Source organism: Leptothoe sp. PORK10 BA2 (genome assembly GCF_034932105.1).
GTDB lineage: Bacteria > Cyanobacteriota > Cyanobacteriia > Phormidesmidales > Phormidesmidaceae > Leptothoe.
The window spans coordinates 1-14,816 of the sequence record NZ_JAYGIG010000128.1 but is presented as its reverse complement, the minus strand read 5'-3'; the positions used below and the strand labels follow the sequence as shown (position 1 = coordinate 14,816).

The 14,816-nt window shown below is 43.6% G+C and carries 9 protein-coding genes; 2 read left to right on the top strand and 7 right to left on the bottom strand.

Going from position 1 to position 14,816, the window contains the following annotated elements:
• Nucleotides 1–86: 86 nt before the first annotated feature.
• The 7 genes from VB741_RS20445 to VB741_RS20415 all read right to left on the bottom strand — a co-directional run bounded on the left by VB741_RS20445 (nt 87) and on the right by VB741_RS20415 (nt 9,333).
• Nucleotides 87–1,064: a glycosyltransferase family 2 protein gene (locus VB741_RS20445; RefSeq protein WP_323367054.1), complete on the bottom strand. Its 978-nt coding sequence runs from the start codon at nt 1,062–1,064 to the stop codon at nt 87–89.
• 2 nt (nt 1,065–1,066) lie between these two features.
• Nucleotides 1,067–2,212, bottom strand: coding sequence for a glycosyltransferase (locus tag VB741_RS20440; RefSeq protein ID WP_323367053.1), 1,146 nt, complete (start codon nt 2,210–2,212; stop codon nt 1,067–1,069).
• 189 nt (nt 2,213–2,401) lie between these two features.
• On the bottom strand, nt 2,402–3,226 hold the full coding sequence (locus VB741_RS20435) for a hypothetical protein (RefSeq protein ID WP_323367052.1): 825 nt from the start codon (nt 3,224–3,226) through the stop codon (nt 2,402–2,404).
• Nucleotides 3,227–3,378: 152 nt separating this feature from the next.
• Entirely contained in the window at nt 3,379–4,626 is a 1,248-nt protein-coding gene (locus VB741_RS20430; protein ID WP_323367051.1) for a polysaccharide pyruvyl transferase family protein, read from the bottom strand.
• Between the two features lie 263 nt (nt 4,627–4,889).
• Nucleotides 4,890–5,813: a glycosyltransferase family 2 protein gene (locus tag VB741_RS20425; RefSeq protein ID WP_323367050.1), complete on the bottom strand. Its 924-nt coding sequence runs from the start codon at nt 5,811–5,813 to the stop codon at nt 4,890–4,892.
• Nucleotides 5,814–5,869: 56 nt separating this feature from the next.
• On the bottom strand, nt 5,870–7,720 hold the full coding sequence (gene hepA, locus VB741_RS20420; RefSeq protein ID WP_323367049.1) for a heterocyst formation ABC transporter subunit HepA: 1,851 nt from the start codon (nt 7,718–7,720) through the stop codon (nt 5,870–5,872).
• A 749-nt stretch (nt 7,721–8,469) separates the two neighbouring features.
• On the bottom strand, nt 8,470–9,333 hold the full coding sequence (locus VB741_RS20415) for a WecB/TagA/CpsF family glycosyltransferase (RefSeq protein WP_323367048.1): 864 nt from the start codon (nt 9,331–9,333) through the stop codon (nt 8,470–8,472).
• 1,131 nt (nt 9,334–10,464) lie between these two features.
• Here VB741_RS20415 and VB741_RS20410 point away from each other — a divergent pair.
• Both VB741_RS20410 and VB741_RS20405 read left to right on the top strand, forming a co-directional pair.
• A complete protein-coding gene (locus tag VB741_RS20410; protein ID WP_323367047.1) occupies nt 10,465–11,934 on the top strand; it encodes an SLBB domain-containing protein in 1,470 nt (489 codons plus the stop codon).
• Nucleotides 11,935–12,173: 239 nt separating this feature from the next.
• Nucleotides 12,174–14,378, top strand: coding sequence for a GumC family protein (locus VB741_RS20405; RefSeq protein ID WP_323367046.1), 2,205 nt, complete (start codon nt 12,174–12,176; stop codon nt 14,376–14,378).
• Nucleotides 14,379–14,816: the final 438 nt, after the last annotated feature.

Sequence of the window (14,816 nt, the reverse complement as noted above, 5' to 3'; positions counted from 1 at the left end):
TGTCACGAAGGGGGTGCGTAGTGTTATTTATCAATGCAATCGCCGGAATTTAGGTGGCTAAGAAGAGCTGAAAGGGTTGTTTAGTATCAGCTTGCAAACCTTAATTTACTGATGATTCTGCCGAAGAAATCGTTGATATAACGCCAGTTAGTACGGAGTACAAATAGTGGAGAACTATAGCGAGCAGAAGTAAGGAGAAACTTTAGCCAATCACCGTAAGATTTATCTTCGTAGTAATACTTGGCAAAGTCTGAATAAATTTCGGAATAAATTTGACGTTGTTTGATATTACCTAGCTTTTGTTTGGCTAGGGGGTAGTATTTTTGCAATGCATCGAGACGATTTTTGATCCTAGGTTCGATATTCTTGATGGTTATGGCTTGACCACTATCATGTTTACGTCTGATAACCGATGCTTGCTCTGTAAAGGCTGGTTGAAAGCCTTTGAGAATGGCGCGAGTGTACAGATCGGTATCTTCCGCCAGCCTTAGATTGGTGTCAAAAACACCAATTTCATTAAGGATGTGTTTTGGGAAAATGACAGCTGATGGTGTGGATACAAAACTGCCTCCCGATAATAGGTGATGTAATGTTGATGAATATTGAGGTTTGGGTTTTTGGGACTTTTTGTATCTAATATTTTTGATGGTTTCCCAGATAAAAATATCACTGACCCCAAAGTGTGTTTGAGTGTCAGTGATGGTCTTACTGTTTAAGAGGGTCATTTGCGATCGCAAGTGCTCTTTCTCCCAAAGGTCATCCGAGTCCAAAAACGCAATAAATTTACCCTTAGACGCAGCAATTCCCTGATTACGTGCAGCAGAAACTCCGCTATTTTCAAAACACGTAATCAGGTGAATATCTGGATATTTCTCCTGAATAACCTGGGTGGTGCCATCTTGGGAGTAATCGTCTATGACGATAATTTCCACTGTGCCGTCATACTCTTGAGAGTACAAACTGGCCAGAGCTTCCTCCAACATCGCGATGCGATTATAGGTAGGAATGATCACTGATACATCAGGGACCAGGGTGCTAGTAATCGACGTCGTCACTATGTTCATAACTAGAGATGATGTTGAATCTGCTGCAAAATCTGAGTTCTGTTGTATCGTTTTGAGGCTACAGTATAAGCGTTGTTGCCAAGACAGTGGCACAGTTGGTCGTTTTGAAGTAGTTCGATGCAGGCATCTGCAAAGGTTTGGGCATGGTCCCGTAAAAAGATAGCTTCTCCATCGACAAGATCCAGCCCTTCTGCTCCAATACGAGTGGACACAATGGGTCTACGGTAGGCGGCTGCTTCAATCAGTTTGACGCGGGTGCCGCTACCCGACAAAATTGGGCAACAGACAACCCTAACCTTTTGATATAGTTCATCAAGATTTTCAACAAATCCGGTAAATTCTACCCCTGGAGGTGGTTTCTGATGGTTCCGAATATGTTCTGGATTGGCTCCAGCAATCAGTAATTTAGCCTTTGGCATAGCTTTATGAATATAAGGCCATGTCTGCTCGATTAGGAACTCTGCTGCGGTGACGTTGGGCTGATAGGTGTACGAACCAATAAACAACAGTGTCGGCTCAGTGGTGAGGGGATAAGTCGATGGGAGGGTGATGGCATTGGGAATGGTGACGATGCCGGGGAGATTTAGCTGATCAGCTAAGTAGGTACGGTCTTGCTCAGAACAAATAAATGTTTTCTTGGCTTTACGAATAGCCCTGAGTTCTGCGCGTTTGAGACTAGGTAAGTATAAAGCGTAACCACGGCCTTTTTTACGATAAGGGGCGGGTTGTTTTAGCTGACGAGCTAGGGAGATATGTTCGATATCATCTAGATCAAAAAAAATGGGGGGCAGTTTAGCGTTAGTCAACATTAGCGGACACATGGCCTGTAACCGATGGGCAAAAATGGCATCTGGTTTACGTTCTAAGCAGGTTTCCAATGCTGCTATTTGCTGTTTTCCGCTAACGCTAACGTAAGGTTTTTGTTCAAAAAAGTTTAGGGCACCGGGTAGGTAGTTGGGCTGTCGTAAAAGCTGATGTTGCAGTGTTGAACGATTACATAGGGTTAGGGTGACATCAACTTGCCAATGCTCTGAAAATTCTTTTTCTAATTTGAAAATGTTAGCGGAAGATGTATCAAAATTTGGAGAAACGTAGTAGAGGAAATCAATGGATGCTAAGCCCTTAATAGCATCGATAAAAAGAGCCATTCGTTTGTAAACGCCATGGATTTTGACGCGAAGATCAGTGGGGAAGTTATTAGAAACGAATAGAACTCTCATACTTGTAAAGTCGTTAAGTAATATCGGTAGCCATGGGGTAGGAAGTTGTTGGATATTAGTCGAATATCTAAACAATAAGACAACTCTGAGTCATAGACCCCCTATAAGGGGTTGAGTCTACTCATAAAGCATCCATTCAAATTCAGTGTTGTTGAGTGTTTTTTCTACCTCACTAAAATTTTCTACTATTTCAGATAGTTTGAATGGGTTAGTTTTGCCATATTGGACTGTGACTGGATGGCGACTAATACCGAGGAAATCACAGGCTTGGTGATATCCATTGATGGGTCCCTGGGCGATGTGTTCTTCATAAGTTAGTCGTAAGACCTTTTTGTTAACAAGTTCAGTATCTAGCTTTTGAAAGCTTTGTTGATAATATTCAAGATGATCTAGCAAAGATTTTCTTGAGCCATCAATTGTGAAACTATTAACGTTTAGATTAATCTGATGTAGCTTAGCTTTTGTATCTGCTGGATGATGATCTGACTCATAAATAGTTCTCAAACGGCTTTTTTTCTTATCAAAAGATACATAGCTAGAAACAATTTTTCGTAAATAGTTTTTTCGTTTAAGGATAATGAAGTGGCTAATACCTTGCTCGGAAATTTGTTGAACATAGTCTGGAAGACTAATGTTTGTCCGATCCAGGTGGTAAAATTTAACTTCGAAACCATAGTACCTTCTGCGTGCTTTTATTTTTTGAACTTGCAGGAGTTTTACAGGGTCAATTGAAGGATTTTGACCTTTTTTCAGTGCTTTCTGGCCACCCCAGTCAACATAGGTGTGATACACCTCTCCATCCCAAAAAACATTTGGATTTTGGTTCAGCAAATTTCCTAGTACTGTACTGCCACTACGGCCAATATGAAACATTGCAATACTGCCAGGACTCAACTTATTCAGTATAGGAGAGCTGATTTTTTTGCCTAGAGATTTAAGCATTGATACAATATGAGGGTCTAATGAATACTATTTCAATGATTCGTTGTGATCTTCCAGATAAAATTAGATTTTTAACTCATAAAACTATTCTTAGCGTTGAAGAAATGAGTAAAAAAGTTAGTTGAAAGTTTCTACCTGATTTCTTTCAACTCCTATGATGAAAAATTTCTTGTAGATTTTTCTTTTACTTGAGGTAGCTTTTGCCTAATATGTTGACTAATCTCATTACGCTTCTCAATTAGAGGGCTTAAGAAACTTACTAACTGCTGTGGTTCTAATGCTTCCTTAGGCTCGATTTCCATACCCTTTATGTCAAAGTGTCTAAACAGACCCTCAAATTTTCCTTGATAGGTAATGCAAGCTGCAGGTGTTCCTTGGCCTAGACAAGCAATGGCAAGATGCATTCTTCCACTGAGTACAAAATCTAACTTACCTACAATTCCTTTGACTTCCCCTGCACTGAAGGGAGCAGGAACGTTAAAGCATTGTGATTGCAGAGTAGTGGGTAACCCTTGATAAATTGCTTCAGCAAGTGCAACATCGCTGTTCGTTCCACCGATATTTCGAAAGTCGTGGGGAATTAATACAAAACTAAGGGCATTATTGTCATCATAAAGTCTTATCAAGGTATCTATATATATATTCGAAAGAGTCTGTAGTGATTGATTTTCGAGGTTCTCAATAAGTTTATAGTTTGCATTCACTCCGAGGACAATATTGTTCTTAGTATGTTGCTCAAAAACCCACTTGTCAACCATTTCCGAGACCTTAGTATTATTCTTAGGCGTTAAGAGAAAGGCTAAGTCAGCAACTTGGTTAATTGGGTTGTTTGTGATTTTTTCCAGTCTCTTTAAAGAAATTGGATCTCTAACACAAAGTCTTATATTGGGAGATAATCTTTGGAATGCCTCAACACATCCAACAGGAGGCTGCTGATTAAAACTGAAACTGACTATTGAAGACTCAATTCCTATACTATGGGCTATCGAGGTGAACTTCAGCCTTTGCACTGTGTCCCGTTCAGAATAATAACCATCCATTACATCCGCACCGATGCAGTAAAACTTCTCATAGTCACTAACAGCCTTCAAAAAATTGTATGGGGACTTTTCTGATGATAAAGATCCATATAAATAGTGGTGTTTAATATCAGTTGATTCAATTGGTTTATCAATTTTCCACTGTCGCTTCGGATCATGGGACATAATGCCGATTGTGGTGATTCCAGATTGTGCTAAATATTCTATAGCTCCTACAACTAAAGCTTCATCACCTAGGCTGCCTGGTGAGGCTGGAGGTAGTATGAACGCTGAATTTGGGATTCTTTTTCTGATGGTTTTTTTCTGTAGTCGAAGAGCTATAAACTTAGTCTCATTAACCAATGCTTTGATTGTATTCATCGCTAATTATTTCGTTGCTCGTTAATACTACTAATCAATTTTTCACCGCATATAAGCAGTTCAAAATTATTCAATTCGTTGGATGGCGTAATGGCTTTTTCGGCGTTGTTGAATGGCGCTATGATTTCGCCGGGTTTTGGATAGAGTCTCAAGGCTCTCAGAAATCCTTTCACGGCCGGATTCAGCAACGCTGCTTTTTCTTACATGAAATGCTTTAGTTTGAAACTAAGAGTGTAAGCAATTTAGCCTAATACACATGCTGTTTAACGATATGCGGTTCTGGGGATCTCCTCTTTCTTCTGGACTGCATCTAACATGCCAGGTACTTCTAAAAAAGGGATAATTGGAGCTAGGGTCACAAACAGAGGCCAATCCCACCAGCGTAGATACTGTTTGCCCAACCGTTTACAATAGGACAGTTCTTTTTTAAGGCGTCGTTTCATTAAACCAGGAATTGCAGAATAACCGATTTTGTTAGAAAAGGTATTCATGTCCGAGTACCCCATATTTCTCCGCACATCTACAATAAAACCCCATCCTCCAATTTCATGAAATGTGACAGCATCTGGATGAAAATAAAACTTGTGTCCCGCTTCTCTGATCAGCTTATTTCGTAGTCTTGAAGACAAGAAAGGCGTTGCTGCATCAGGATACGGAAACTCCTTTAATACACTGCGTCTATAAACTGCTCCGTTATTGGAAATATTAGGAGTTGTGCCAGGTTTGCCCAAGTCATCAAAGCTCCGATCCAATAAATTGAGAACACGCTTGTACGTATTTTCAGTTCCGTAAGAAGTTCTCCCGGTGGCCACTGCTACATCAGGATTGAGACGCAGTATCTCGACTAATGTTTGTAGCCAGTTCTGACAAGGCGGTGCATCTGCTTCAAGTACTGCAACAAGTTCCCCCGAGGCAAGTTCTACACCATAATCCTTTAGTCGGGCAGATTGTATCTCACTTGAGAACACTATTCTCAAATTTGGGACAATACCATACAAGTGGTCAGGTACATTTGCTTGGTATTGTTCATTGTCAACGAGTAGGACTTCAAAAGATTCATCAAAAGTCTGAGCAGCAAACGCTTTGAGCATGCGCTCCTCAACCTTCCATGACTTGATAGTACTTGCTTCGTAGTCTGAAACAATAACAACACTGACCTTGAACTCTAATGAAGGAGTTTGCATCATGATTAATCTCGAACACAACAACACTTTAGATAAATTGGTTTGAGAATTGTAGAACTTTAGTGAGCACCACCCATTTCAAATTGCATTTGGTGGTATTTCCAAAGCTTACCTTCTTTTTTAAGTAAATCTTGGTATCTTCCTTGTTCTACAATCCGTCCTTTTTCCATTACGACTACCTTGTCTGCATTAGCAATGGTAGAGAGTCTGTGAGCAATAGCGACAACTGTTCGTCCTTTAGAGAGTTTCTCAAGCGATTCCTGAATTAGCTTTTCGGTTACTGAGTCCAGAGCACTGGTCGCCTCATCTAGAATCAGGAGATCAGGATTACGGAGTAGGGCGCGGGCAATGGCAATCCGCTGTCGCTGTCCTCCCGATAATCGCACGCCACGATCGCCCAACTGGGTTTCAAACCCTTGTGGTAACTCTTGGATAAACTCTAAGGCATTGGCTGCTCGAGCGGCTTCGATAATATCAGTATCGCTGGCATTTTCGACACCATATACCAGGTTCTTAGCTACGGTTGTTTGAAAGATGAAGGTATCTTGACTAACAACTGCCATGCGCTGTCGGAATGAACTAATTTTAAATTCATTTAGATCTACACCATCAATTAGAATTTTCCCTTGCGTGGGGTCATAAAAGCGAGGAATTAAATCTGCTAGGGTAGTTTTACCCGCTCCAGAGGCTCCCACGAGAGCAGTGGTTTCTCCACGCTTAATCGAAAGCGTAATGTCATTGAGTATGGGTTCGCCAGGATTATAGGAAAAGTCAACTGAGACAAAATCAATTGAACGCTGTAACCCCTGAAATATCTTGTGCCCATCCTGAAAATAGGGTTTGTCATCCTGTCTGAGTAGCTCAGTTACGGCATGCAATGCACCTTGGGATGAGATAAAGCCCACTCTAGTACCATTTAAGGATGAGACTAATGGTGTTGTTCGAATAAGCACAAATAAGAATGTCAGTAGTTCTGCTGCCTTCAGTCTACCGGTGGAGATTAGTAGACCGTAGGATACAACAACCATACCTACCAAAAGTGTAACGCCTAACCCCTCGATTAAAGGTCTCACCAAAGCGGATAGCTTGATGACTGCAAGTTGAGAGTCGTGAATTTTTTTGGCAGCGGCATAATAATGCTTACGTTCAAATTCATGGGTGCCCGAGGCATGGACAGTCCGAATCCCGTTAACAAAGGATAGTGCCCGGCTGGTAAATGCTTTGTTGGCTGTTGGCACTTCAAAACTGGCTTCTCGTACCTTGGCAGTTAAGGATGTCAGTCCAACAGACATTAAGCCAAAGACTAAGATGGAGATCGCAAACAATTGCCAGGATAGTACCAGCATTGCTACGAGGTACGCCAATACCTTAGAGCCATGAACGATAGATATGGCAAGAGTATTAAATGCTTGTTGTACCTGGTTGACTTCCCCTCGGACGGTGCTCATTAAAGCCCCAGGGCTAACGGTAGTATAGTAGCTGAGTCTAAAGCTTTCTAACTGGTCAAAAATACGACCACGTAATCGATCAACTAATTTAAGAGAAGCCCTTTTAGAATAAATTTCGCCAATGTATTCAAAACCTGACCGGAACCATACTCCAACTAACAAAAGACCCGAAAGTCTATATATCCTTTGTGTGGCAGAGGCTTGAGTTCCCAAGAATATAGTATCAAACCATGCTATACCTGTCTGGATTGGGGGCTCATTTGGGTTAGTCAATCCTTGTAAAAAAGAGGCAATAAGTCCAACGGTTATCCCTTCGAAGGCAGCTGCAACTAGAGCAAAAAGTATAGCTAGAAAGACGATTCTCGGGAAATATCTGAACTCCCTAAGAATTAGGTGGTTATCTTTCCAAAATTGGGTTGTTTTAACTAGTGTACGGAGGGCTCCAGGCAACTTCATTTTCATATGCTAAAGATATAGATCACTTGACAATTAGTTCACAACCCACAAACGTTATTAGTCTAAGCCCAACTCATGACACTATAATATTCCTATCATAGGGAGGCTTTCGGGAGAGCTAAGGGAGGCCAAACCAGAATCGATACCTCATAACAGTTATATAATTTGATAGTGATTCTTCACTGCATCAAATTATTATGTTCTGTGATGGATTACAGTATACTTTCAGCTGTTGATCGTTGGTGAGGAATGCCATTAGCTAAAGCCTGTTGCCAAATAGGTATAACCAAATATGTATAGCCAACTATGCATATTTTACAGCTCGCTATTCTATTCACCAAATATTTTAGTACCTTGTGATTTCAAGGTATTCCTGTGTCCAATTGCATTGATGATCAAGCTATTTAGCGACTTTTTAGGCAGCTAAATCAAGTCACTACTTGAATTTTGTGTTTTGCTGAAATCCTTACTTATCATCGATTATAGGCACGTGTGAACTTGGAATATGCTAGCCAGCCAAGAAAGGAATAAGGATTTCAGCCTCTGAAAATGAGTCAAAATGCCTCAAAACCCAAGAAATTTATATTCCCTACGCCTCTCAAAGCATCAGTACCAAAGGCTTTGAGAAGTTCACAGGATTCAAGTCATTAGTCTGCAGCCTGTTGTGTACATCGCTCCAGTCAATGCACGCAACAGGCTTGTTAATTTAGTTACCCACGAGACCGAGATAAGATTTATCTAGCCCCGATTAGGTTTCATTGTCTGTTATGTCCCAGTAATATTTCAGAACGGGGAGCACCAAATCGAGGTTCTATTCCCAGCTTGACTTTGACTAATTGCTTAAAAGCCAACAACATAAAGAGGGGAACCGTCTTCGCGTAGCGTTTCCAGAGTCTTCTCGGCTCTTGAACCAAGCGATATAGCCACTCAAGACCGTTTTCCTGAACCCAAACAGGAGCCCATCTCTTCTCGCCAGCGAAAATGGGGAACGCCCCACCCAGACCAACCATCACCGCCTTTACCCGGCCTTTATGGTCGGACATCCACCATTCTTGCTTGGGACAACCCAATGACACTAGTACAAAGCCAGCACCACTTTCATTCAAGCGTTGCACTAGGGCTTCATCTTCCTCTGCCGTTAGTGGACGAAATGGAGGTGACTCCATCCCAACAACCTTCAAATCCGGATACTCCTTCTTTAAACGTTGTTTCATGTTCCACAACACGTCAGGGGTTGATCCCAAGAAAAACACACCAGTATTTTCCTTAGCCGCTTTCTTACACAGGCTCAGCAGAATGTCCATACCTGCCACCCGATCTTGCTTCCGCTTTCTCAAACGACTTGTAACCCACACTAGAGGCATACCATCGGGAGTGAGCATATCGGCCTGATGTAAGACTCGTGCAAAACCTTGGCTACATTTTGCCTCAATCAGCATGTGTACATTAGCTACACAGACAACTTTACTCAGCCGCTGATGAGCCCAGCTCAACATAGTATCAATTTGCACATCAAATGGTTCTGCAGTAACCGGAAACCCTATTACACTTTGAGTTTCCAGCTTCTTGGTACTCTTCTTCCAAAGACTGTTCAGTCTAGACTTAGTTGAATACAGCATAATTACTCTCGAATACTTTGAGGTCGGTTAACGAAAAGACTTTGGTATGAGATGCCACTGTATACGGCGAGCAGTCAATCCCATTAATCCATGGCAAGCCAAACGTCACGCAACTAATTTCAACGGACTACGTGACCTTAATTTCACTGACCGTCTAACGGCGAACTCACCAAGGAAAAGATTTAAACTCTACTAAGCACATGCGTATAACTATCTTTTTTATTTTTGTTGCAAATGGGGATCAGACTCAGAAAATTTTGCCTAAAATAAGCATGACAGGATCAAGAATAGGACGGTACGGGTTGGCATCAATGTACTTAACTAAATGAGTACAAACGGCCTAGGGAATGAGATCTGTTCACAATACAAGACTCTAGCTGCCTGTAAAGGATTTCACCCATAGCTAATTTCTAGAACCCAAGCATACTTATCTGGGAAATGAGCCTAAATAATTCAAACTTTGGCCGTTGCTAATCAAGAGGATAAGCCAATCTGGGCAAAGGGAACAATACCAGACTTTTCAGGTTAAATCATTCCAAAGAGTAGCAACATCATTTTTAAAAAGCCCTGAGGTGTGTTGAGAAATTTCCTACTTCAGATAGATGCAGAGGTACATAGGAAACTCAGTGGTTTGTACTTACAAACTGTTTATAGGTATAGACCAAACATTGCTCAATTTTTTTAATGTAATGAACAATACGGGAAATACCTAATCAATCAGGAAGTAAAAATCAACTTTTTCGATTATTCAACACTCACCCTTCATATTACACAGCATAGGCGAATATTTTTGATTTGTCACTACAGAACCGGGAACATTCGCTAAAATCCTGCCAAGGCTTATATAGAGTGCATTTTCAGCTTTCATATGAAGTCAGTATTTCCCAAATAAGTTGAATAACTGCGGCCAAATAAATAGTTCTTAACATATGAACAGAATCCGACTATATTTAAAATCTTTAAACAGCCCCTGAAAAAAGAGCAAAGTTAGTTGGTCGATCAATCCAATTACTGACCCAAAACTAAACGGATTTCCCTAGGGTAGTGATGAAAATGTAGGCTCCAAGGCTGGCAATTGGCTAGTCTGCCCCTTGTGCCAACGAACCGTCCTACAACATAAGCAATCTGCCCATGTTGCCCCGTACCTTGCCCCCCTCACAACTAACATTCTTCTGTGTTGCCCTAGCGGCCATCACCGTCGCACCAATCCCCGCCACCGCATCCCTGCCTCCCCTACCTGGCAGTAGCAGCACGGTGTCCACCACCCCGCCACCTGCCTACTCCGCCCCACCGGCAGAAACAGCTTATACCCTGGGTGCTGGCGATGTTGTCCGTGTAGACATCTTTAGGGTGCCGCAATACAGCGGCGAGAGGGAAGTTGCCCTGGATGGCACCCTGAATTTGCCCTTGGTGGGCCCAGTCAATGTGGCCGGACTAAGTATAGATGAAACCACAGCACTGCTTTCAAGCCAGTATGCTCAATATCTCAGACGTCCCCTGGTCACCCTCAGTCTGCTCAGCCGCCGTCCATTGCAGGTTGGCATTTCCGGTGAAATTAATACCCCCGGTGCCTACACTCTCACCCAAACCGGCACCCAGGCCCCTCGGTTAACCCAACTGCTAGAAAAGGCAGGGGGCGTCACCCAAGTAGCTGACATTCATCAAGTCCAGATTCAGCGCCCCGGCCGCGATGGCAACCCACAGATATTCACCGTCGATCTGTGGCAACTCCTGGACACGGGCAACTCCCAATACGATATCTCCCTCCGGGATGGCGATTCCATCTTTATCCCCACCGGTACCCTATCCCTACAGGAGGCGTCTCTTTTAGCCGATGCCAGCTTTGCCGCCAGCGTGAGTCAGCCGATTAATATTGCAGTAATTGGTGAAGTTTATCGCCCGGGTCCCTACACCCTTCAGGGCGGTTTGGCCACCACCAGAGATGCCGGAGACACCGGCTCATCCGCCAGAACCAGTACCCCCACAACGGTTACTCGGGCCTTGCAATTGGCCGGAGGCATTAGACCCCGAGCCAACATCCGCCAGGTTCAGATTGTCCGCCCGACTCGGGCTGGTGGAACCCAGGTGATTGATGTCGACCTTTGGAAACTGTTGGAAACGGGTGATATCTATCAGGACATTGCCTTGCAGGCCAACGACACTATTTTTGTCCCCCTAGCCACCGCATTAAACCCAGAAGAAATTCCCACGGTGGTGGGGTCCAGCCTCTCACCCAACTCCATTCGAGTCAATGTCGTGGGGGAAGTCACCGAAGGAGGATTGCGTGAGTTGCCTCCCGACACAGCCCTCAGTCAGGCTATTTTGGCTGCTGGCGGGTTTAACAACCGAGCTAAGAAAGGTGAGGCCGAACTCATCCGCCTCAATCCCGATGGCTCCGTAACTCGCTCCACCCTGCCGGTGGACTTTGCCCAGGGCATCAGCGATGAAAATAATCCCATCTTGCAAAATAATGATGTGATTATCGTCAACCCATCTGCTCTGGCCCGCCTAAGTGACAGTATTGGGACAGTCCTAGGCCCTGTTGGACAAGTGATTGACAACGTTATCTCGCCCCTCAGGTTCCTTAATATCCTTGACTAATTTAACGATCCAGGAATATTGACTCAAGCCGAAAAATCTTGCTAGGTGGGAAGTCATGCCTCGATATGAGTTCAGCCGAACGGGGGAGAAGTCAGCAGTCAGTACAGCGATATATTCTGACTTCAGTATTCTGACTTTTACCCTTTAGGAAACGTCCCGCTTTGAGTTGATGCCCTATCTAGAACGAAGACTTTTAACATCTAATCCCTACTAACCTTCTATTATTTATCTCCTAATCCATGAGAGCTGACACCCTTCCCTCATCCCCCCCAAACTGGATAGCGCCCGACCGATCCACCACCGAAGACGAAGGTGGACTGAACATTGGTTCCCTAGTTAAAACCCTACAGCGCAAATGGTGGGTAATCACGGGTGTAACAGTTGTTACCATGGGGTTGGCTGCCGCTAAGGTCCTCACTGAGAAACCTATTTATAACGGCAGCTTTGAAATCTTAGTACAGGCTCAAAGTACTGAAACTGAGGTGATCTCCAATATTCCAGAAACCATCACCAGTCAAGATTCAGAACAATTTCAATCGACCCTCGTGGACGGAGATTTACTCAAAATATTAACCAGTCCAAACGTCTTACAGCCAGTGGTTGAAGGAGTTAAGGAACGCTACCCTAATTACTGTCCCCCAACCTTGTCTGGGGCTAATTTGCCAGCGCCTGAGGCAGATCAGCCAAATATTAAGCCAAATATTAACTATGATCCCTGTTATCAGATTTTATCCCAGAGTCTAAAGGTAACTCCCGTGGGTAAAAACTCAGATATCATTCGAGTGACATTACAGGACCCTGAGCCGCAAACAGTGCAGGAAATTTTGGGCTTGGTGTCCGATGCTTACCTCGCCTACAGCCTAGAATCCAAACAAGCTGATATCCGTCGTGCCATCGAGTTTGTTGAGCAAAAACTCCCTGATTTGACGGATAAGGTGGATACGCTGCAAAACCAGCTTCAGTCACTCCGATTAAATTACAACATCATTGATCCCGACTCCCGTGGTGCCCAATTATCGGGACAAGTCGGTACATTCTCTAAACAACAGCTAGATTTACAAATAGCTCTGGATCAAAATCGAGCTAATTATGAAAACCTACGTGCCCAGCTCGGGGGTCCCCAAGAGCAAGCGTCCTCCTCAGCATTAGCCCAAAATCCGCGCTATCAAACACTGCTCAATTCTCTGTTAGAGCTAGATGCCCAAATTGCCGAAGCATCGACGCTCTATCTAGATAGCAGTCCCGATATGCAAGTGCTCAAAGAACAGCGGCAGAATTTGTTGGTGCTGCTAGATCAGCAGGGTGAGCAATCCCAGCGAGACTTAGTCAGTCAAATGCAGGAACTAGAAGCCCAGGAACGTTCTTTAAACCAAACGCTTCAGGGATTAAGCTCCGATGTGGATGAACTCTCCGGCATCTCCAGGGAATATGTTGACATCCAAAGAGAGCTAGGGATTGCCACCGAAAATTTAAATCAGTTTTTAGCCAAGCAAGCGGCCCTAGAAATTGATGCAGCCCAGCGAGAAATTCCATGGGAAATTGTGACTCCGACCACGCCATCCCGTTCCCAACCCATTAATTTAATCCAAAATTTGATCGTGGGTGGAGTGTTAGGACTATTGGCAGGGTCGGTGCTAGCCTTGTTACTGGATAAGTCAACGGGCGTACTCTATTCAGAAAAAGAGATTCAACGGGCTATGCAACTGCCGATCTTGGGTAAAATTCCAACTCCTCGGAAGATTATTCCTAAGGTACTGGAACCTGCCAGAGCATTACAGCTAGACAAGGGGAGCGTGGAAAATGTCGCTAGGGGCCATGGCTCACCCAATGGCAATGGAGCCATTATCGAAGATCCGTTTATGGAAGCGTTTCGATCACTCTATACCAATCTAAGACTGAGTAGTTCAGACCAACCACTTAAATCAGTAGTGATTAGCTCGGTGATGGGTAATGAGGGAAAATCAGTAGCTGCTATTCACTTGGCCGAAGCAGCAGCACTGCTGGGGCAGCGAGTCTTACTAGTGGATACAAATCTGCGGGATCCCAAGATCCATAGCTATCTCAAGTTATCCAATGAGGCAGGATTGACAGACTTGGCATTGACCGATATCAAGTCTGTTGCCAAAAATACATTTCTCCATGAGCCGATAGATGGACTTAAAGTTCTCTGTGCAGGAACAAAAGGACACGATGCCGGTCATATCCTAACAACCAAGCGCGTGCAGCGGCTCATTCAACAGCTTAAGCCTAGATTTGACCTAGTTGTGTTTGATGCCCCATCACTGCTTGGCCAGTCAGATGCTTATTTAATTGCAGAACAAGTAGATGGCATGTTGATCGTTGCCCGTCCTGGTCAACTCAAGCAAAATCTCCTGGACCAAGCCATGGACCAGCTGCGCATTGCCAATGTAAATGTCTTTGGTGTCGCTGTTCGAGAAAGCTAAATCATAAAAGGCCATAATTGACCGCTCCTTTATGGAGTTTCTTTTGTCCTAAATATAGAATGTAGCTATGGAGTGAGGATTGCTAGGGTACTAACTCAAAGCGGGACGTTTTCCCAAGGATAGTATTCAGGCGTCAGGCGTCAGGAATCAGGGCCTCACTGGCTTCTGGTCCCTGATTCTCTACCTAACCAGGATTTTCCGGCTTAAGTTGATACCCGATTGCTAGGCATGGGTGATTCTCTCTTCAAAAAATATCAAAGGTGCTAAACTACGTCCAAGTTGAAACCTATAGCCTAATTCGCTGGCTCTAGGTAACTACTCAGGCTTAAAAAATTAGAGAGTTTTCCCAGGTTACAGAGATTATCAGCTAGCGTAATCCAAATATAGGAATTGGTAACCTCCTTGAGCAAGCCCAAGGGTCGCATCAAACTCAGTGAC

Coding starts and splice junctions, on each gene's coding strand:
- VB741_RS20445 (WP_323367054.1), bottom strand. CDS start 1,064: ATGAACATAGTGACGACGTCGATTACTAGCACCCTGGTCCCTGATGTA.
- VB741_RS20440 (WP_323367053.1), bottom strand. CDS start 2,212: ATGGCTCTTTTTATCGATGCTATTAAGGGCTTAGCATCCATTGATTTC.
- VB741_RS20435 (WP_323367052.1), bottom strand. CDS start 3,226: ATGCTTAAATCTCTAGGCAAAAAAATCAGCTCTCCTATACTGAATAAG.
- VB741_RS20430 (WP_323367051.1), bottom strand. CDS start 4,626: ATGAATACAATCAAAGCATTGGTTAATGAGACTAAGTTTATAGCTCTT.
- VB741_RS20425 (WP_323367050.1), bottom strand. CDS start 5,813: ATGATGCAAACTCCTTCATTAGAGTTCAAGGTCAGTGTTGTTATTGTT.
- hepA (WP_323367049.1), bottom strand. CDS start 7,720: ATGAAAATGAAGTTGCCTGGAGCCCTCCGTACACTAGTTAAAACAACC.
- VB741_RS20415 (WP_323367048.1), bottom strand. CDS start 9,333: ATGCTGTATTCAACTAAGTCTAGACTGAACAGTCTTTGGAAGAAGAGT.
- VB741_RS20410 (WP_323367047.1), top strand. CDS start 10,465: ATGTTGCCCCGTACCTTGCCCCCCTCACAACTAACATTCTTCTGTGTT.
- VB741_RS20405 (WP_323367046.1), top strand. CDS start 12,174: ATGAGAGCTGACACCCTTCCCTCATCCCCCCCAAACTGGATAGCGCCC.